Annotated in this window: 18 protein-coding genes; 10 read left to right on the top strand and 8 right to left on the bottom strand. The window is 69.1% G+C overall.

The features are described 5' to 3' along the window. The 4 genes from ACK59X_RS08990 to ACK59X_RS08975 all read left to right on the top strand — a co-directional run. Nucleotides 1-693, top strand: a 693-nt coding sequence (locus ACK59X_RS08990) for a sugar phosphate isomerase/epimerase family protein (RefSeq protein WP_409956638.1), incomplete at its 5' end; no start/stop codon positions are given. Nucleotides 694-710: 17 nt separating this feature from the next. Beyond that, nucleotides 711-1886 carry a Gfo/Idh/MocA family protein gene (locus tag ACK59X_RS08985; RefSeq protein WP_409956637.1) on the top strand — a complete coding sequence of 392 codons (1176 nt, stop codon included), beginning with the start codon at nucleotides 711-713 and terminating at the stop codon, nucleotides 1884-1886. A 21-nt stretch (nucleotides 1887-1907) separates the two neighbouring features. Beyond that, a complete protein-coding gene (locus ACK59X_RS08980) occupies nucleotides 1908-2468 on the top strand; it encodes a sugar O-acetyltransferase (protein WP_409956635.1) in 561 nt (186 codons plus the stop codon). A gap of 125 nt (nucleotides 2469-2593) precedes the next feature. Next, nucleotides 2594-4144 (top strand): methyl-accepting chemotaxis protein, encoded by a 1551-nt coding sequence (locus ACK59X_RS08975; protein ID WP_409956633.1) that lies wholly within the window; start codon nucleotides 2594-2596, stop codon nucleotides 4142-4144. A 42-nt stretch (nucleotides 4145-4186) separates the two neighbouring features. Here the strand turns inward: ACK59X_RS08975 and ACK59X_RS08970 are convergent, their stop codons facing one another. Continuing rightward, the gene (locus ACK59X_RS08970) at nucleotides 4187-4540 is read right to left on the bottom strand and encodes a hypothetical protein (RefSeq protein ID WP_409956631.1); all 354 of its coding nucleotides are present in this window, start codon (nucleotides 4538-4540) and stop codon (nucleotides 4187-4189) included. Between the two features lie 211 nt (nucleotides 4541-4751). After that, nucleotides 4752-6185, bottom strand: coding sequence for a PLP-dependent aminotransferase family protein (locus ACK59X_RS08965; RefSeq protein WP_409956629.1), 1434 nt, complete (start codon nucleotides 6183-6185; stop codon nucleotides 4752-4754). 118 nt (nucleotides 6186-6303) lie between these two features. Between ACK59X_RS08965 and ACK59X_RS08960 the strand changes: the two genes are divergently transcribed. Then, a complete protein-coding gene (locus ACK59X_RS08960) occupies nucleotides 6304-7065 on the top strand; it encodes a c-type cytochrome (RefSeq protein WP_409956627.1) in 762 nt (253 codons plus the stop codon). A gap of 15 nt (nucleotides 7066-7080) precedes the next feature. After that, complete coding sequence (locus ACK59X_RS08955; protein WP_409956625.1) at nucleotides 7081-8367, top strand: c-type cytochrome; 1287 nt, start codon at nucleotides 7081-7083, stop codon at nucleotides 8365-8367. Between the two features lie 2 nt (nucleotides 8368-8369). Here ACK59X_RS08955 and ACK59X_RS08950 read toward each other — a convergent pair whose 3' ends face one another. Then, nucleotides 8370-8696 carry an EthD family reductase gene (locus ACK59X_RS08950; protein WP_409956623.1) on the bottom strand — a complete coding sequence of 109 codons (327 nt, stop codon included), beginning with the start codon at nucleotides 8694-8696 and terminating at the stop codon, nucleotides 8370-8372. Between the two features lie 112 nt (nucleotides 8697-8808). Next, nucleotides 8809-10665 carry an ABC transporter ATP-binding protein gene (locus tag ACK59X_RS08945; protein ID WP_409956621.1) on the bottom strand — a complete coding sequence of 619 codons (1857 nt, stop codon included), beginning with the start codon at nucleotides 10663-10665 and terminating at the stop codon, nucleotides 8809-8811. A gap of 205 nt (nucleotides 10666-10870) precedes the next feature. Between ACK59X_RS08945 and ACK59X_RS08940 the strand changes: the two genes are divergently transcribed. Beyond that, complete coding sequence (locus ACK59X_RS08940; RefSeq protein WP_409956619.1) at nucleotides 10871-12145, top strand: arsenic transporter; 1275 nt, start codon at nucleotides 10871-10873, stop codon at nucleotides 12143-12145. Between the two features lie 12 nt (nucleotides 12146-12157). Here ACK59X_RS08940 and ACK59X_RS08935 read toward each other — a convergent pair whose 3' ends face one another. From ACK59X_RS08935 to ACK59X_RS08925, 3 genes are all read right to left on the bottom strand, one after another. Then, nucleotides 12158-12631 (bottom strand): CopD family protein, encoded by a 474-nt coding sequence (locus tag ACK59X_RS08935; protein ID WP_409956617.1) that lies wholly within the window; start codon nucleotides 12629-12631, stop codon nucleotides 12158-12160. 98 nt (nucleotides 12632-12729) lie between these two features. Beyond that, nucleotides 12730-13266 carry a GrpB family protein gene (locus ACK59X_RS08930; RefSeq protein ID WP_409956615.1) on the bottom strand — a complete coding sequence of 179 codons (537 nt, stop codon included), beginning with the start codon at nucleotides 13264-13266 and terminating at the stop codon, nucleotides 12730-12732. A 44-nt stretch (nucleotides 13267-13310) separates the two neighbouring features. Continuing rightward, nucleotides 13311-14660: a diguanylate cyclase domain-containing protein gene (locus ACK59X_RS08925; RefSeq protein WP_409956613.1), complete on the bottom strand. Its 1350-nt coding sequence runs from the start codon at nucleotides 14658-14660 to the stop codon at nucleotides 13311-13313. Nucleotides 14661-14871: 211 nt separating this feature from the next. On the opposite strand from ACK59X_RS08925, the gene ACK59X_RS08920 reads away from it, so the two are divergent. From ACK59X_RS08920 to ACK59X_RS08910, 3 genes are read left to right on the top strand one after another with little or no spacing between them, the layout of a single operon-like run. Beyond that, nucleotides 14872-15168, top strand: coding sequence for an iron uptake protein (locus ACK59X_RS08920; RefSeq protein ID WP_409956611.1), 297 nt, complete (start codon nucleotides 14872-14874; stop codon nucleotides 15166-15168). A 55-nt stretch (nucleotides 15169-15223) separates the two neighbouring features. After that, nucleotides 15224-16888 carry a PepSY-associated TM helix domain-containing protein gene (locus tag ACK59X_RS08915; RefSeq protein WP_409956609.1) on the top strand — a complete coding sequence of 555 codons (1665 nt, stop codon included), beginning with the start codon at nucleotides 15224-15226 and terminating at the stop codon, nucleotides 16886-16888. Next, the gene (locus tag ACK59X_RS08910; protein WP_409956607.1) at nucleotides 16881-17210 is read left to right on the top strand and encodes a DUF3325 domain-containing protein; all 330 of its coding nucleotides are present in this window, start codon (nucleotides 16881-16883) and stop codon (nucleotides 17208-17210) included. The genes ACK59X_RS08915 and ACK59X_RS08910 overlap by 8 nt, the downstream gene beginning before the upstream one ends. A gap of 82 nt (nucleotides 17211-17292) precedes the next feature. Here ACK59X_RS08910 and ACK59X_RS08905 read toward each other — a convergent pair. After that, on the bottom strand, nucleotides 17293-17859 hold a 567-nt coding region (locus ACK59X_RS08905), incomplete at its 5' end, for a tripartite tricarboxylate transporter substrate-binding protein (protein ID WP_409956605.1).

Raw genomic sequence — 17859 nt, 5'->3', positions numbered from 1 at the left:
GCGGCCAGCGAGCTGGCCGACACGGCGCGCGCAGCGGCGAAGTTCGGCGTGAAGACCGTCACGGGCTTCACGGGTTCTTCGGTATGGCACGCCATCTATGCCTTCCCGCCCACCAGCCAGGCGTATTGGGACAAGGGCTTCGCCGACTTCGCCCAGCGCTTCGGCCCCATCCTCGACGTGTTCGAGGAGCATGACATCAACTTCGCGCTCGAAGTGCATCCCACCGAGATCGCCTTCGACATCGCATCGGCCGAGCGCGCCATTGCGGCCGTCAAGGGCCACCGGCGCTTCGGCTTCAACTACGACCCGAGCCACCTGGCCTACCAGGGCGTGGACTATGTGAAGCTCATCCGCCAGTTTGCCGACCGCATCTACAACGCCCACATGAAGGACGTGTGGTGGGGCAAGGGCGACGGCACGGTGGGCGTGTTCGGCGGGCACACCAGCTTTGGCGATGCGCGCCGGAACTGGGACTTCCGCAGCGTGGGCCGCGGCATGATCGATTTCGAATCCATCATCGTCGCCCTCAACGACATCGGCTACCAGGGGCCCCTCTCCGTGGAGTGGGAGGACAGCCGCATGGACCGCGTGCACGGGGCCACCGAGAGCGCGGCCTTCTGCAAGCGGCTCGACTTCAAGCCGGCGGCGGGCGCCTTCGACGCCGTCTTCGCCCGGGAAGAACAACCGAAGTAACAGCAATAAGGTTTTTCATGTCCTCTGAACGCAAGCTGCGCTATGCCATGGTGGGCGGCGGCAATGGCGCCTTCATCGGTGCCGTGCACCGCAAGGCCATGGCGCTGGACGGGCAGTTCGAGCTGGTCGCCGGTGCGCTGTCTTCATCGCCCGAGCGGGCCCGCGCCTCGGGCGCCGCCCTGGGCCTGGCCGACGGCCGCAACCACGGCAGCTGGCAGGATCTGCTGGCCGACGAACTGCGCCGCCCGCCGGGCGAGCGCCTCGACCTGGTGAGCATCGTCACCCCCAATCCTGTGCACCACCCGGTGGCGCTGGCCTTTGTGCAGGCGGGCTTCCATGTGGTGTGCGACAAGCCGCTGGTGCACACCAGCGCCCAGGCCGACGAATTGGTGGCCGCCGTGCGGCAGGCCGGTACCGTGTTCGGCGTGACCTACAACTACACCGGCTACCCCATGGTGCGCGAGGCGCGCCACCTGGTGCACAGCGGTGCGCTGGGCACGCTGCGCAAGGTCACCGTCGAATACAACCAGGGCTGGCTGGCCACGGCGGTGGAAGAGGGCGGCGGCAACAAGCAGGCCGACTGGCGGCTTGACCCTGCACGCAGCGGCGCGGTCGGCACCATGGGCGACATCGGCTCGCATGCCGAGAACCTGGCCGCCACCGTGACCGGCATGGAGCCCGAATGGCTGTGCGCCGACCTCACCGCCTTCGGTGCGGGCCGCCGGCTCGACGACGACACGCAGATGCTGCTGCGCTACGCCAATGGCGCGCGCGGTGTGATCGTGGCATCGCAGGTGGCCGCGGGGCTGGAGAACGATTTGCGCCTGCAGGTCTCGGGCACGCTGGGCACCATCACCTGGCGGCAGGAGGACCCCAACCACCTGGTGCACTCGCCGGTGGATGGGCCGCGCCGCATCCTCACGCGCGGCGCGCCCTGGCTCAGCCCCTCGGCGCTGCAGGCAGGCCGCATCCCTTCGGGTCACCCCGAGGCCTTCATCGAGGCCTTTGCCAACGTGTATCTGGGTGTGGCGGCCGACATCCGCGCCCATGCAGCCGGCCAGCCGGCCGACCCGCTGGCGGCCGACTATCCGCGCGTGGAAGATGGCGCGCGCGGCGTGCGCTTCATCGAGCGGGTGATCGAGTCTGCGCGCAGCGAACGCAAGTGGACGGCCCTGGCAGGCGCGAGGGCTTGAGTGCCGGGGCGAGAATGCCCCATGGCTTCTGAAAAAGACAAGATGATCGCCGGCGCCCTGTACCAGGCCGCCGACCCCGAACTGGTGGCCGACCGCCTGCGTGCCCGCGGGCTGTGCCATGCCCTCAACCACGCCGCGCCCGGCGATGCGGCGGGCCTGCAGGCGCTGCAGTCGCAGCTGCTGCCGGGCCAGCCGGCCAGCGTGCAGATCACACCGCCGTTCCACTGCGACTACGGCTACAACATCACGTTGGGCGAGGGCGCCTACTTCAACTTCGACTGCGTGGTGCTCGATGGTGCACCGGTGCGCATCGGTGCGCGCACCCTGTGCGCGCCCGGGGTGCAGATCTACACCGCAACGCACCCCCTGTCGCCCGCCGAGCGCGCCACGGGCACCGAGCAATGCCTGCCCGTGACCATTGGCGAGGACGTGTGGATCGGCGGCGGCGCCATCATCTGCCCTGGTGTGACGATCGGCGATGGGGCCGTGATCGGCGCGGGCAGCGTGGTCACGCGCGATGTGCCGCCCCGCGTGCTGGCGGCGGGCAACCCCTGCCGGGTGATCCGGGAGTTGCCGCAGTAGCCTGCGCATGGCATTTCATTACAAATTGGCACATTTGCCGCCGATGAACTATATTGGTCCGAACACGGTTCCCTGAGCCCGGAACGACCACCGGGCTTTTCACGTCCACCTTTCGGGAGACGAGCATGCCCCTGTCGAATCTGCGTGTCGGTTTGCGTCTGGGCCTGGGTTTTGGCCTGTTGTTGCTGCTGGTGCTGGCCATGGGCCTGTTTGCGGTGAACCGGGTCAATCGGGTGCAGGGCAGCGTGGTCGATTTGGCCACCAACTGGCTGCCGAGCACGCAGCAGCTTGCCGGCCTGAACGAAGCGCTCAACCAGATGCGCCGTGCCGAGCTGCAGATGATGCTGGGCGGCGACGCCAAGACCATCCAGGACGAAAGCGCGCGCATCGACAAGCAATGGACCCTGGTGCCCCGGCTGCTCGACGCCTATGCCGGCACGCTCTCCGACGGCGAGGAAAAGCAGCTCTTCGAGGCCTTCAAGACCACCGTGGGCCGCTACAAGGACACCCAGGGCAAGCTGCTGGCCCTGCTGCGCGAGGGCAAGACCGAAGATGCCATGGCCTACCTGCGCGGCGATTCGCGCGTGGCCTTTCGCTCTACCACGGATGCCATCGGCAAGCTGGGCACGGTGAACGATGCGGGCGTGGAGCAGGCCAGCTTGGCCGGCGCGCAGAGTTACCGCACCGTGCTCTGGGGCATCTGGCTGATGATGGGCGCGGCCCTGGCCATGGGCGCGGCCGTGGGCTGGCTGCTCACGCGCTCGCTCACCGTGCCGCTGAGCTTTGCCGCCAGCACCGCCGACCGCATTGCCGATGGCGACCTGACCGGCGAGTTGCGCTCCACGCGCGGCGACGAGCTGGGCGATCTGCTGCGGGCCCTGGCGCGCATGCAGGATGCGTTGAACGCTTCGGTCACCGATGTGCGGCGCAGCGCCGACAGCATCTCCGTGGCCAGCCAGGAGGTGAGCAGCGGCGGGCACGACCTGTCGGTGCGCACCGAAGCGGCGGCGGCCAGCATCGAGCAGACCTCGGCCGCACTGCAGCAGGTGACCGATACCGTGCGCCAGAGCTCGGCATCGGCCCAGCAGGCGCGCCAACTGGCGTCGGCAGCGTCCGAGGTGGCGGTGGCGGGCGGCGAGGTGGTGGCGCGCGTGGTGAACACCATGGACGGCATCCAGACCTCGTCGCGCAAGATCGGCGACATCATCGGCGTCATCGACGGCATTGCCTTCCAGACCAACATCCTGGCGCTCAACGCGGCCGTGGAGGCGGCGCGCGCGGGCGAGCAGGGCCGCGGCTTTGCCGTGGTGGCCACCGAAGTGCGCACGCTGGCACAGCGCAGCGCGCAGGCGGCGCGCGAGATCAAGCAACTGATCGTGAGCTCGGTCGACCAGGTCGAAGGCGGCGCCAGGCTGGTGGGCGAGGCGGGCGATACCATGGACAAGGTGGTGGGCTCGGTGCAGCGCGTGAGCCACCTCATCGGTGAGATTGCCAGCGCCATTGAGGAGCAAAGCCAGAGCGTGGGCGAGGTCAACACCGCCATTGCACAGCTCGACGGCATGACGCAGCAGAATGCCGCCTTGGTGGAGGAGTCGGCTGCCGCATCGGAATCGCTGCGCGATCAGGCGGGGCGCCTGACCGAGGTGGTGGCGCGTTTTCGGCTCAAGGGGGCATAGCGGCGCAGGGGTCGATGGCCCAGGATGGCGCCGCTGCCCGCCTCAACGCACCCCTGCCAGCTGGAACCGCTGGTCGAAATTCATCTTGCCCAGCACGTGCAACGCGGCATTGAGCAGGTTGCCGTCCACCTTGCTGATGTCCAGGCTGTAGCGGCGCTCGGTGGAGACCACGTCCACGCTGCTGGTGCCCCATTGCACGGCCACCAGCGGGGCCGGGCGCCCGCCCATGCCCAGGCCGACGAATACGCCACGCTGCTCGGGCCGCAGCATGAACTCCAGGCGGGGGGTGCGCTTGAGCGTCAGGCGGTCGGTGCCCTGGGGGCCGAACGCAAACGAGACGATCCAGTCGTCTTCGTCTTCCACGGTCAGGATCGGGACACGCTGGGGTGGTGGCATGGTGGGCGGTGGTGAAGGTGTGGCCGGCCCTGTTGAAGGGGGGCGCAAGCCGGGCGGCGCTCAGTATGCCGTGCAATAGCCATGCCAGAAGAGGGGCGAACCCGAAGTTGGGTGTATCCAACGCTGCGCGGTTCTGTCAGCAAACTGCAAGGACTCATCTCCAGGGTTTCCCCCAGGGTGGGGCGGCACCGGAATGCCGCGCCCGTGCGTCTCAGCGGCCCCGCGCCAGCTTCTCTGCCAACTGCCCCACGGTGGCCAGCGCCTCCTCGAAGCGCTGCTGCGCCGGATGCCCGTAGTTGATGCGCACGCAGTGCGCAAAGCGCTGGTCGGCCGAGAAGATCTGCCCCGGTGCCAGGCTGATGCCCTGGGCCAGCGCCTGGCGGTGCAGGGTGAGGGCGTTGACCGTTGCCGGCAGCTCCACCCACAGAAAGTACCCGCCCTCGGGCCGTGACACCCGGGTGCCGGCCGGAAAATGCCGTGCAATGGCGGCCAGCGCGCGCTCCTGCTGCCGCGCCAGGCTGCGCCGCAATTGGCGCAGGTGCCGGTCGTAGCCGCCCTGGGCCAGGTATTCGGACAGCGCCTGCTGCGATGGCACGGCTGCGGCCAGCGTGGTCATGAGCTTCAGGCGCTGCACGGCGGTGGCAAAGCGGCCTGCCGCCACCCAGCCCACGCGGTAGCCGGGCGCCAGGCATTTGCTGAAGGAGCTGCAGTGCATCACCAGGCCCTGGGTGTCGAAGGCCTTGGCCGGGGGCGGGCGCTCGGGGCCAAAGTGCAGTTCACCATACACGTCGTCCTCGACCAGCGGCACCTGGTGGCGCGCGAGCAGGGCCACCAGTTCGCGCTTGCGGCCCTCGGGCATCAGGCTGCCCAGCGGGTTCTGAAAGCTCGGCATCAGCCAGCAGGCCTTGACCGGGTGGCGCGCCAGGGCCTCGGCCAGTGCGGCCAGATCGATGCCCTCACGCGGGTGGGTTGCCACCTCCGCGGCCTTCAGGTTCAGCCGCTCCAGCGCCTGCAGGGCGGCGTAGAAGGTGGGCGACTCCACCACCACGATGTCGCCCGGCTGCGTCACGGCCTCCAGGCAGAGGTTCAGCGCCTCCATGGCGCCGTTGGTCACGATCAGCTCGCCCATGTCCACCGCCGTGCCGTGCAGGCCATAGCGCAGCGCGATCTGCTGGCGCAGCCGCTCGTCCCCTGGCGGCAGGCTCTGCACGATGCTCCAGGGGTCGAGCCGGCGCATGCCTCCCGACAGGCAGCGCGCCAGCCGATCAAAGGGGAACAGCTCCAGCCCCGGAAAGGCCGAGCCCAACGGCACCAGGTCGCGCTCGCGCGCCGAGCCCAGCACCTCGAAGACCAGGTCGCTGATGGCCACGCCCGTGGAGCCGCTGGCCGGCTGCGAGGGCAGAGGCTCGGCCGGGGGCGTCTGCCCGGCCATGGGCAAAGGGGCGCTCACGTAGTAGCCCGAGCGAGGGCGCGCGTGGATCAGGCCCTGCGCCTCCAGCAGGTAGTAGGCCTCGAACACCGTGGACGGGCTGATGCCCCGGGTGCGGCTGGACTCGCGCACCGAGGGCACGCGGTCGCCGGGGCGCAGCGCACCGCTGTGGATGAGCTGGGCGATGGCATCGGCGTGGCGTTCGTAACGTTTCATACAAAGACGATTTTGATCTAGTACAAACTGATCCGTATTTTTAACAATAAACTGAATCTGTACTGTTTTTGAGGGCAGGCGTAGAGTGCGTTGCAGTCCTCAAAAGAAGTCGCCCCCCATGATCGATCGTTTGCGCAGCCTGCTGCGTCCCGTTGTAGTCCCGCTGTGGATGGCCGCCAGCCTGGGCTGTGCGGCTGCGCAACCGGCGACCCCACCGGCCCCTGTGGCCGCCACTTCCATCGCCAGCGGCATGGCGCCGCGCGTGCTGGCCTGTGTCACCTGCCACGGCAAGGAAGGCCGGGCCACCCAGGAGGGCTACTTTCCGCGCATCGCCGGCAAGCCGGCCGGTTACCTGGCCAACCAGCTCCTCAACTTCCGCGAGGGCCGGCGCAGCTACCCGCAGATGACCAGCCTGATCGAGCACCTGACGGACGACTACCTGCGCGAGATGGCCGCGCACTTCGCCGCGCTGGAGTTGCCCTACCCGCCGCCACCCGCGCCCCAGGCGCCGCCTGCCGCGCTGGAGCGTGGCCGCCTGCTGGTGCAGCAGGGCGATGCGGCGCGCAATATCCCCGCCTGCGTGCAGTGCCATGGCCCGGCCATGACCGGGGTCAACCCCTTCATCCCCGGCCTGCTGGGCCTGCCGCGCGACTACCTCAACAGCCAGCTCGGCGCCTGGAAGACCGGCCAGCGCCGCGCCCATGCGCCCGACTGCATGGCCGACATCGCGCGCCAGCTCACGCCCGAGGACGTGAGCGCCGTGTCCGCATGGCTTGCGGCCCAGCCCGTGCCCGGCGGCGGCAAACCCGCCGCGCGCCTCACGGGGGCCATGCCGGTGCGCTGCGGTGGCGTCGATGGCGTACCGGTGGCAGGGCGTTGAGGGAGGGTTGCGAACATGAAGGCACGCACCATCCTCTGGTCCATTTCTTCCGCCCTGGCCGCGCTGGGCATTGCCGCCGCGGCCGTGATCACCTTGAACCTGCGCGGCGAGGAGCCGCTGCCCTCCGCGCCCGAGGCCTTCTCCTCCCGCCCCGAGCTGGTGGCCCGCGGCGAATACCTGGCGCGCGTGGGCAACTGCATGGCCTGCCACACCACGCAGGGCGGGGCGGCGTTTGCGGGCGGGCGCGGCATCGAGACGCCGTTCGGCGTGGTGCACAGCTCCAACCTCACACCCGACAAGGCCCACGGCATCGGCCAGTGGTCGTCGGCCGAGTTCTGGCGCGCCATGCACCACGGCCGCTCGCGCGACGGGCGCCTGCTGTACCCGGCGTTTCCCTACCCCAACTACACCCAGGTCACGCGCGAGGATTCGGACGCCATCTACGCCTACCTGCAGAGCCAGCCCGCCGTGGCCGAGCCCAACCGGCCGCATGCGCTGCGCTTTCCCTACAGCACGCAGGCCGCGCTGGCCGTGTGGCGGGCGCTGTTCTTCGCACCGGGCGCGCCCGTGGTAGCCCCGACCCAGACCGCCGAGTACAACCGCGGTGCCTACCTGGTCAACGGCCTGGGCCACTGCACGGCCTGCCACACCCCGCGCAATGCCCTGGGCGCCACCACGGAAGCCCTGGCCTTCAACGGCGGCCTGATCCCGGTGCAGAACTGGTATGCCCCGGCACTCAATGCCGCGGCCGAGGCCGGTGTGAAGGAGTGGCCGCTGGAAGACGTGGTGGCCCTGCTCAAGACGGGCACAGCACCCCACGGCTCGGTCATGGGCCCCATGGCCGAGGTGGTGTTCCGCAGCACCCAGTACCTCAGCGACGCCGATGCCCGCGCCATGGCGGTCTACTTGCAGGACCTGCCGCAGCACACCGTGGTGCCGCCGCCTGCCGCACCACCCGTCGCATTTGCCATGGCGCGCGGCGCCAAGGTGTACGAGCAGCAGTGCGCCCAATGCCACGGCGACCAGGGCCAGGGGCATCCCGGGGCGTTTCCGCCCCTGGCGGGCAACCGCGCCGTGCTACTGGCCGACACCACCAACCTGGTGCGCGTGGTGCTGCAGGGCGGCTACCTGCCGGCCACGGCCGGCAACCCGCGCCCGCATGGCATGCCGCCGTTCCGCCATGTGCTGGGCGACGAAGACGTGGCCGCCGTCGCCACCTTCGTGCGCAACAGCTGGGGCAACCAGGCAGGGTCTGTGGGCGCCATCGAGGTCTACCGCGCCAAGGAGCGGCGCGGCATGTAGGCTCAGGCCCCCAACGGGTGCGCCTTCATCTGCGCCATGTACGACTCGGGCTTGATGTCGGTGTAGTTGGGGATATCGGCGGTCAGCGCCGGGGCCGTCTTCTGCGCTGCGGCCTGGGCCTGTTCCGCCGTATCGAAGAAGGCATGGGTCAGCGCCACCACTTGGCCCGGGCGCGGCGGGCCGGGGTACATCACGCGGTCGCTCTCCAGCCGCACCAGGCCCAGCGGGCCCAGGGCCTCGCGCGCGATGCGCATGTGCTCGCCGTGGTAGTAGTCGTGGTCGAAGCGCGCGCCTTCGTGCCAGCGGTACAGGGCGGTGATCTTGATCATGCAGCAGGTCCTCTCTTTTGCAATGGCCGTCTGGATGACGCGCCCAGGCCTGCACGTTAGGGGGTGCGGTGGCTGCGGGCAGCCGCCTGGGTGACAGGCGCGCCCGCGCCTGTCACCCAGGCATCAGCGCGCTTCCCTCGTCCTCGGTCTCGCCCAGAAAGCCGCCGCTCTGGTGCCCCCACAGCCGGGCATACACGCCGCCCAATGCCAGCAGCTGCGCGTGCGTGCCTTCCTCCACGATGCGGCCGGCATCCAGCACGATCAGCCGGTCCATGGCGGCGATGGTGGACAGGCGGTGGGCAATCGCGATCACGGTCTTGCCCTGCATCAGCCCGTCCAGGCTTTGCTGGATGGCGGCTTCCACTTCGGAGTCCAGGGCGCTGGTGGCCTCGTCCAGCAGCAGGATGGGCGCGTCCTTGAGCATCACGCGCGCGATCGCCACGCGCTGGCGCTGCCCGCCCGAGAGCTTCACGCCGCGCTCGCCCACGTGCGCGTCGAAGCCGCTGCGGCCCTGCAGGTCGGTCAGGCTGGCGATGAAGTCCGCCGCCTCGGCCCGCTTCGCCGCGGCCTGCAGGTCCTCTTCGTTCGCATCGGGGCGGCCATAGAGGATGTTGTCGCGCATGGAGCGGTGCAGCAGCGAGGTGTCCTGCGTCACCATGCCGATGGAGCGGCGCAGGCTGTCCTGCGTGACATGGGCAATATCCTGCCCGTCGATCAGCACCCGGCCCGAGCGCACGTCGTGAAAGCGCAAGAGCAGGTTGACCAAGGTGGACTTGCCGGCGCCGGAGCGCCCGATCAGCCCGATCTTCTCGCCCGGGCGGATGGTCAGGTTCAGGTCGTCGATCACCGGCCGGCCATTGCCATAGGCAAAGGTCGCGGCCTCGAACTTCACCTCGCCCCGCGTCACCTGCAGCGGTCTCGCATCGGGCGCGTCCACCACGGCGCGCGGGCGCGTCAGCGTGTTGATGCCGTCCTGGATGGTGCCTACGCTCTCGAACAGCGTGGTCATCTCCCACATCACCCAGTGGGCATGGCCCGACACGCGCAGCGTCATCGCCGTCACGGCGGCCACGGCGCCCGCGCCCACCTCGCCCAGCGACCACAGCCACAGCGCCGTGCCGCAGGCCCCGAGGATCATGCCCACCACCAGGATGTGGTTCACGATCTCGAACTGGCTCACCAGGCGCATCTGGGCATAGCCCGTGAGCTTGAAGGCGTCCATGGCGGCGCGCGCGAACTCCGACTCGCGCCGCGTGTGCGAGTACAGCTTGACGGTGGCGATGTTGGTATAGGCGTCGGTGATGCGCCCGGTCATGGCCGAGCGCGCGTCCGCCTGCGCCTTGCCCACCTTGCCCAGGCGCGGCACGAAGTACCAGCAGGCCAGGCCGTAGGCCACCATCCACAGCGCAAAGGGCAGCAGCAGGCGCGCATCGAAGCCCGCCAGCAGCGCCAGGATGGTCACCAGGTACACGCCCATGCCCACCACCACGTCGGTGGTGGTGAAGATCATGTCGCGCACCGCCAGCGCGGTCTGCATGATCTTGGTGGTGATGCGGCCCGCGAACTCGTCGGCATAGAAGGCCATGCTCTGGCCCAGCATCAGCCGGTGGAAGTTCCAGCGCAGGCGCAGCGGGAAGTTGATGGCCAGCACCTGGTGCTTGACGCTGGTCTGCAGGGCCACCAGTGCGATCGAGGCCAGCAGCAGTACCATGATGCTGATGAGTTCCGTACGGCGTTGCGCCCACAGGTCGGCGGGCGCGACGCTCCCGAGCCAGTCCACCACCCGGCCCAGCACGGCAAAGAGCAGCGCCTCGTAGACTGCAATGGCCGCCGACAGGGCGGCCATCGCCAGCACATGGCCTTGCATGCCTTGCGCGCAGTGCCACACGAAGGCCAGGAAGCCTTTGGGCGGGAGATGGGGTTCTTCGGCGGGGTAGGGGGCTACGCGTTTCTCAAAAAAACCGAACAAAGTCATGACTCCTTGAAAAGGGGGCGCTTGCGGGCACGCCCTTTTGACCACATGGTAAGCGCCCCATGTGATCCGCCGCACCAAGAGGGGCATTGCGGCAGGCTGCGCTGCCTCGGCACTGCATAGAATCCGCCCCCATGCAATGCCTCCCTGTAACTGCTGCGATCTTCCGTAACCTGGTCCGCCCCGCTGGCGGCTTTGCCGCATGACGGCCGCCGCCCCCTGGACCTGGGCCATCATCGGCGTGGCCACCGCAGCCGTCATCGTGCGGCCTTTCCGCCTGCCCGAGGCAATCTGGGCCGTGGCCGGCGCCCTCGCGCTGCTGGCCCTGGGCTTCATCAGCCCCGCGCAGGCCTGGGAGGGCGTGATGCGCGGGTACGATGTCTACCTGTTCCTGGCCGGCATGATGCTGCTGTCCGAACTGGCCCGGCGCGAGGGCGTGTTCGACTGGCTGGCCACCCTGGCGGCCAGGCAGGCCCGGGGCTCGGGCACGCGCCTGTTTGTGTGGGTGTACGCGGTGGGCACCCTGGTCACGGTGTTCCTGTCCAACGATGCCACCGCCGTGGTGCTGACCCCGGCCGTGTTCGCCGTGGCACGCGCGGTGGGCGCCTCGCCGCTGCCCTATCTGTTCATCTGCGCCTTCATCGCCAATGCGGCCAGCTTCGTGCTGCCGATCTCCAACCCGGCCAACCTGGTGGTCTGGGGCAGCGGCATGCCCTCGCTGGCGCACTGGCTGGCGCTGTTTGCGCTGCCTTCGCTGGCCTCCATCGCCGTGACCTATGTGGCGCTGCGCTGGGTTCTGCGATCCACCATCCCCGAAACCATTGCCACCACCGTGCCCGAGCACCCCCTGGGCCTGGGCGGGCGCGTGGCCGCCGGCGGCCTGGCCGTGTCGGTGCTGGTGCTGGTGGGCTGCGCCTGGCTGCGCATTCCCCTGGGCTGGCCCACGCTGGGTGCGGCCCTGGCCACGCTGGCACTGCTGGCCTTTGCCTGCGGGCGCGCGCCCTGGCAGGCGCTGCGCTCCGTGTCCTGGGATGTGATGCCTCTGGTGGCGGGCCTGTTCGTCTTCGTCCAGGCGCTGGAGCACACGGGCGTGGTGGGGCTGCTGGCCAGCGTGCTGCGCCAGGCCGCTGCCGCCTGGCCGCAGGGCGCGGGCACGGTGCTGGGCGCGCTGCTCGGCGTGGCGGCCAATCTGGTCAACAATCTGCCCGCGGGCCTGCTGGCGGGCGCCTCGCTCGACGCCGCTTCCGCATCAGGCACCGTGCGGGCGGCCGCGCTGATCGGCATCGACCTGGGGCCCAACCTGTCGGTCACGGGCTCCCTGGCCACCATCCTGTGGCTGTCCGCCCTGCGGCGCGAGGGCCTGCACGTGGGCGCCTGGCAGTTCCTCAAGCTCGGGCTGGTGGTGATGCCGCCTGCGCTGCTGTCGGCCCTCTTGGTGCTGCAGGCCGCGCATTCCATGCACCTGCTGGCGCCCTGAGCCAGCGGGTGGTCACACGGGGAGCAGGAAGACCACCGCCACGGTGAGCACGCCCAGCGCCAGATTGATGCCCACCAGCGTGCGGATGGAGGCCATCGCCTTGCCGCCCGCAGGCCAGTCGCTGGCCGCCACCGCCACGCGCAGGCGCTTGAACAGCGCAAAGCGGATGTGGCCGAAGATGGCCACCATCACCAGGCCGATGGTGGCCATGAGGGTCCACGACAGCGGCATGGAGAACTTGCCGCCCGACTGCGCAGCGGCGCGCGCCACGTTGCCGATCATCCACAGCCCCGAGCCCAGCACCAGAATCACCGCGACCGACACGGCTGCGAAGAAGCGCTGCAGCACCTCGTGCATCAGCTTGAGGCGCTGCGGGGGCTCCAGCGACAGCGTGGCCGGGCGCAGGAAGAAATGGGCGAAGACCATGCCGCCGATCCAGACGATGAGGGACAGGACATGAACGAACTTGAGCGCGGCGTACAGCATGGCAAGGGTGTGGGGCGTGGGGCCCGGCAAGGGTTGTAGTGGCCCGATTGTGCGGGTCCGGACGCCAGCCCGCTGGTAGGCCGTCCCCAGGGAGGGGATTACACCCCGCCCAGCACCTCTGCGATGAAAGCGCCCTTGGCCTCGGTGTAGCCTTCTCTGTCATGGCGGTACTGTGCCGCCAGCCCCCGCTTCAGCACGGCGTAGCGCGCAGCCAGTTCGGCGCTGCCGCGCAGCGCATCGCGGAACGCCAGCCGCTGGTGCCACAGGGCGCTGCCCAGTGGCACCAGGTGCAGGTGGTGGGTGCGGTGGGCCGGGCTGGGCTTGCAGAACCAGTGCATCTGCCCGGGCTTGTAGGGGTGGTACAGATAGCCCAGCGCACCGGCTGCATCCAGGGCTGCCATCGATCCGGCGAGGCTGTGCACTGGCGCCATGATGTCGATCACCGGCTTGGCCGCCAGGCCCGGCACGGCCGTGCTGCCGATGTGCTCCACGGGACCCGCCAGCCAAGGCGCGAGCACCTCCACCAGCAATCGCTGCTCGGCGTGGAACATGCCGGGCCAGCCTGGGTCGTATTCCATGATTTCGACGACGGCGTCGGGGGCGGGCGCTGGAGAAGGCCTGGGCAGGGGCTGCATGGCCGGCATTCTGTGCGATTTCCCGCCTGCTCGGGAGAGGACGGTCAGCCCGCAGGGCCGGGCAGGGGCGCTGCCGTGTACACCTGGTTGCCGCCGCCTTTCTTGGCCGTGTACATGGCCGCGTCCGCATGGCCCAGCAGGAGGTCTTCCCCCTCGCCATGCTCGGGGTAGAGCGCCATGCCGATGCTGGGCTGCATCGGCACGGGCAGCCCGGCCAGGTCGAACGCGGGGCCGAAGGCCGCCAGGATCTTGCCGGCCACGGCATGGGCATGTTCGCGGGTCTGGCAGCCTTCGAGCAGCACCACGAACTCGTCGCCACCGATGCGGGCCACCGTGTCCGAGCCGCGCACGCACTGCAGCAGGCGCTGGGCCACGCCCTGCAGCAGCAGGTCGCCCATGGCGTGGCCCAGGGTGTCGTTCACGTCCTTGAAGCGGTCCAGGTCGATGAACAGCAGTGCCAGCAGGCCCTGCTCTCGCCGCGCCCGGGCCAGCGCGGTCTTCAGGCGGTCGCGGAACAGCTGGCGGTTGGGCAGTTGCGTGAGCTGGTCGTACTGCGCCATGCGGGCCAGGCGCTCGTGCATCTGCTTGCGCTCGATGGCCGCCGCGACCTGGGTGGAGACGAACTGCAGCAGCTCCCTGTCCCTGTCGGTATAGGGTGCATGCTCGGTGTAGCCCTGCAGCACCAGGGCGCCGATGGTTCCGTTGTGCGTGAGCAGGGGGGCGCCCAGCCAGAACAGAGGTGCGCCTGCGCCGCGCGCCACGGTGGTCTCGCCCGGTGTCAGCAGCAGCGCCTGGCCGGTGCGGATGACCTGGGCGCACAGGGCGTCCTCGTCCAGGGTGCGGGGGCCGGGGCAGGGGTGCCGCTCGTCCACATGGTAGGGATAGCTCAGCAGGCCCCTGTCGGCGTCGTACAGCACCACCGCGAAGTTCATGGCCGCCAGCAGCTGTCCGATGATGCGGTGGGTGTGCTCGAACAGAGCGAGGAGGTCCTTGGCGGTGTGCGCGGCCTCCGAGATCGCATAGATCGCCGCCTGCATCGACTCGGTGTTCTTGCGCTCGGTGATGTCGTGGGCCACGGCCAGCCGCACCTGCCGCTCTTCGAGCCAGCGCGCCGTCCAGCGGATGTGCGCGATACGCCCGTCCTTGCGCACATAGCGGTTCTCGAAGTGCAGCTGCAGCTCCCCCGCCATGATCGACCTGGCCTGGCGCTCGGTGATTCCACGGTCTTCGGGGTGCACCAGGTCAAGCATGCGCAGGCCCATGGCTTCGTCGGGCCGGTAGCCGAAGATGCGTTCGAAGGCCGGACTCACGAACAGCACGCGGCTGTCGGAGTCCACGATGCAGACGGCGTCGAGCAGCAGGTCGACGACTTTCTCGGAGGAAATACTGTGCATGGAGAGCGAGGGCATCCTTCAGGGTCAGGCCGCGGGTGCTGCGTTGCAAGCATTGTGCTCCGCATTGGCCTAGATGTGACGAAATGTCAGAGCCGGAGTGTTGCGCAGTGGACAGTGCTGGGCAGCAGTCCCTACATACCAAGGGGTTACCCGGGCGGCGTTGCATAATTGCAAATCACTCGCATTCAATCGTCGCTCCATTGTTTCATCCATGGCCACAAGTTCCGCTTCCCGCCTGCACGTCGTCTCGCGCATCGCCGCCGGCACGCTGGGCAGCTACGCCTTCACCTGGGGATTCATCGCGCTGGTCGTGGGGACCATGTTCGCGGCGGGCATGCCGTTCCATGATGCCGAGGCGCTGAGCTACATCCTGGGCTTCATCGTGCTGCTGGTGGCATTCCTGTGGGCGTTCTGCGCTGCCAGCCTGGTGCGCGCATGGCTGGTGCTGGCCGGTGGCGGCGCCCTGATGGCCGGGGCTGCGTCGCTGGTCCAGAAGGCCTTGCTCTGATCTTTTTTCGCTGCGCGGTCCCGGGGCAGGGGGCAGCGCACCAGGAGACCTGTCGATGTTCCAAAATTTCCGGCTGACCATGGCCTGGCTGCACACCTGGTTCGGCCTGGTGCTGGGCTTCGTGCTCATGGTGGTGTTCTTCTTCGGCTCGCTCTCGGTGTTCGACCGCGAGATCGACCGCTGGGCCATCCCGGACACGCGCTTCGAGCCGCAGCCCATGCCCTCGTTCGACAAGATCCTCTTGCCCGTGTTCCAGGACCTGAAACCCACGCCTGAGGCCATCGAGCAGGCGCGCAGCCGCGTGAACGGCACCATGGCGGAGACCTTTCCGGTCAAGCGCTGGGGTGCCTACACCACCCACCGCGACCCGGTGCTGGGCATCTTCTCGGGCCACGAACTGCCCAATGCCAAGAACAAGGACGACGAGATCTTCGGCATCCGCACCATCGACCCGCGCAGCGGCGCGTCGCTGCCCGACGACCACCTCAAGATCGGCAGCCAGTTCTTCTACCCGCTGCACTACAGCCTGCACCTGGAGTGGAAGAACCTGGGCTACTGGATCGTGGGCTTTTCCGCGCTCATCATGATGGTGGCGCTGGTCAGCGGCGTGGTCATGCACCGCAAGATCTTCCGCGAGCTGTTCACCTTCCGTCCCAGGAAGCACACCCAGCGCAGCGCGCTGGACCTGCACAACCTCACGGGCGTGGTGGCGCTGCCATTCCACTTCATCTTCGCGCTGTCGGGCCTGGTGATCTTCGGGGGCATCTACTTCCCGGTCACGCACACCCAGCTCGACCCCCTGCACGAACTGCACGAAAAGCACGAAGCCAAGGAGACCGGCCTGCCGCACGAGAAGGCCGGCGTGCCTGCCACCCTCGCATCGGTGGACGCCATGGTGGCCGAGGCCCAGCGCCGCTGGGCCGCCAAGGGCATGGCGGGGGACGTGGGCTTTCTGGCCGTGCAGCACGTGGGCGATGCCAATGCCTACGTCAGCGTGTACCGCGCCGGCACCGACCGCGTGACGCTCACGGGCGAAGGCATGCATTTCAAGGGATCGACGGGTGAGCTGATCCGCGAAGACCCGCCCGTCACCGTGGTGGCCGGCATCAACAACTTCCTCACCGGGTTGCACCTGCAGCACTTTCGCCACTGGCTGCTGCGCTGGCTGTATGTGCTGGGCGGCCTGTCGGGTTGCGTGTGCATCGCCACGGGCTTCATCTTCTTCGTCGAAAAGCGCAAGCGCAACCACGCCAAGCAGGGCGTGAGCGGTGCGCGCTGGGTGGACGCCTTCGCGGTCACCACCGTCACGGGCATGCTGATCGCCACCTTCACCATGCTGATCGGCAACCGCCTGCTGCCCACCGACCTGCCGGCCCGCGGCAGCGTGGAGCAGACCATCTTCTGGGGCGCCTGGGTGCTGGCCTGCGCGCACGCCATCTGGCGCACCACGCCCATGGCCGAGGGGCGCATGTCGCCCGCCTGGGCCGAGCAGTGCTGGGCCGCCGCCGTGCTGGCCGTGGCGGCCGTGCTGCTCAACTGGCTGCCCACGGGCGACCACCTGCTGCGCACCATGGTCAACGGCTACTGGCCGGTGGCCGGGGTGGACCTGGCGCTGCTGTCTGCCGCGGCCCTGGCCGTGCTGGCGGCGCGCCGCCTCAAGCGCCGCGCCCTGGGTGCCGCCACGGCGGGCGGTGCCGCACCGGAGGCCGCCCATGCCTGATGCGCTGCTCTATGGCGTGGCCCTGCTGGCCAACCTGACCGGCCTGGCCTGGCTGGCCCTGTCGATGGATGTGCACTGGGAGCAGGTGCGCGGGCCGGCGCCGCTGGCGCGCGGCACCGTGGTGCTGCTGCGCTGGCTGGGCTCTGCCGTGGTGGCCGCCTCGCTGGCGGTGTGCCTGTCGGTGGACCATGGCTCCATGGCCTCACTGGTCTGGTTCATGGTGCTGGCCGGCTCGGCGCTGACCATTGCCTTCACCCTGGCCTGGAAGCCGCGGCTGCTGGCGCCCTGGGTGGCCTGGGTGCCAGCGTCCGCCCCCCGTTGAAATGGCAAACCCGCCGGCGCCGGGATGGCGCGGGCGGGCTTCTGGTGCAGGCGGGCAGGGCGATGGCCGCCCTGCCGCAGAATTACTCCAGCTTGAGCTTTTGCTTGGCGACCACGCCCTTGTACAACTCGAATTCGGCCTTGGTCTGGGCCGTGAACTCCTGGGGGGTGTTGCCCACCACCAGCGAGCCGGTCTCTTCGATGCGCTTCTTCACGGCCGGGTCTTCCAGCGTCTTGCGCACGGCTTGCGAGATGCGTTCCACCACGGCCGGTGGCAGGTTCTTGGGGCCGTGGATGCCATAGAAGGCCATGCGGTTCACCGGCTCGAAGCCGACTTCCTTGAAGGTCGGCACATCGGGCAGCGAGGGCAGGCGCTGCGGCGCGGCCACGGCAATCGCGACCAGGCGCTTTTCCTTGATGAAGGGCAGGGCCGAGGGCAGGTTGTCGAAGATCATGGGCACCTGGCCGGCCACCGCGTCGTTGAGGGCCGGGCCTGCACCCTTGTAGCCGATGTGTTCGAGCTCCAGGCCCGAGAGCGACTTGAACAGTTCCATCTGCAGGTGCCCAATGCCGCCCGTGCCGGAGGTGGCAAAGGAGTACTTGCCCGGGCTGGCCTTCACCGCGGCCATGAAGCCCTTGAAGTCCTTGGC

The organism is Acidovorax sp. (assembly GCF_046339755.1).
Lineage (GTDB): Bacteria > Pseudomonadota > Gammaproteobacteria > Burkholderiales > Burkholderiaceae_C > Acidovorax.
Note: the sequence above shows the minus strand (reverse complement) of the source record. Positions and strands in the feature narration are given on the sequence as shown.

Coding starts and splice junctions, on each gene's coding strand:
- ACK59X_RS08985 (WP_409956637.1), top strand. CDS start 711: ATGTCCTCTGAACGCAAGCTGCGCTATGCCATGGTGGGCGGCGGCAAT.
- ACK59X_RS08980 (WP_409956635.1), top strand. CDS start 1,908: ATGGCTTCTGAAAAAGACAAGATGATCGCCGGCGCCCTGTACCAGGCC.
- ACK59X_RS08975 (WP_409956633.1), top strand. CDS start 2,594: ATGCCCCTGTCGAATCTGCGTGTCGGTTTGCGTCTGGGCCTGGGTTTT.
- ACK59X_RS08970 (WP_409956631.1), bottom strand. CDS start 4,540: ATGCCACCACCCCAGCGTGTCCCGATCCTGACCGTGGAAGACGAAGAC.
- ACK59X_RS08965 (WP_409956629.1), bottom strand. CDS start 6,185: ATGAAACGTTACGAACGCCACGCCGATGCCATCGCCCAGCTCATCCAC.
- ACK59X_RS08960 (WP_409956627.1), top strand. CDS start 6,304: ATGATCGATCGTTTGCGCAGCCTGCTGCGTCCCGTTGTAGTCCCGCTG.
- ACK59X_RS08955 (WP_409956625.1), top strand. CDS start 7,081: ATGAAGGCACGCACCATCCTCTGGTCCATTTCTTCCGCCCTGGCCGCG.
- ACK59X_RS08950 (WP_409956623.1), bottom strand. CDS start 8,696: ATGATCAAGATCACCGCCCTGTACCGCTGGCACGAAGGCGCGCGCTTC.
- ACK59X_RS08940 (WP_409956619.1), top strand. CDS start 10,871: ATGACGGCCGCCGCCCCCTGGACCTGGGCCATCATCGGCGTGGCCACC.
- ACK59X_RS08935 (WP_409956617.1), bottom strand. CDS start 12,631: ATGCTGTACGCCGCGCTCAAGTTCGTTCATGTCCTGTCCCTCATCGTC.
- ACK59X_RS08930 (WP_409956615.1), bottom strand. CDS start 13,266: ATGCAGCCCCTGCCCAGGCCTTCTCCAGCGCCCGCCCCCGACGCCGTC.
- ACK59X_RS08925 (WP_409956613.1), bottom strand. CDS start 14,660: ATGCACAGTATTTCCTCCGAGAAAGTCGTCGACCTGCTGCTCGACGCC.
- ACK59X_RS08920 (WP_409956611.1), top strand. CDS start 14,872: ATGGCCACAAGTTCCGCTTCCCGCCTGCACGTCGTCTCGCGCATCGCC.
- ACK59X_RS08915 (WP_409956609.1), top strand. CDS start 15,224: ATGTTCCAAAATTTCCGGCTGACCATGGCCTGGCTGCACACCTGGTTC.
- ACK59X_RS08910 (WP_409956607.1), top strand. CDS start 16,881: ATGCCTGATGCGCTGCTCTATGGCGTGGCCCTGCTGGCCAACCTGACC.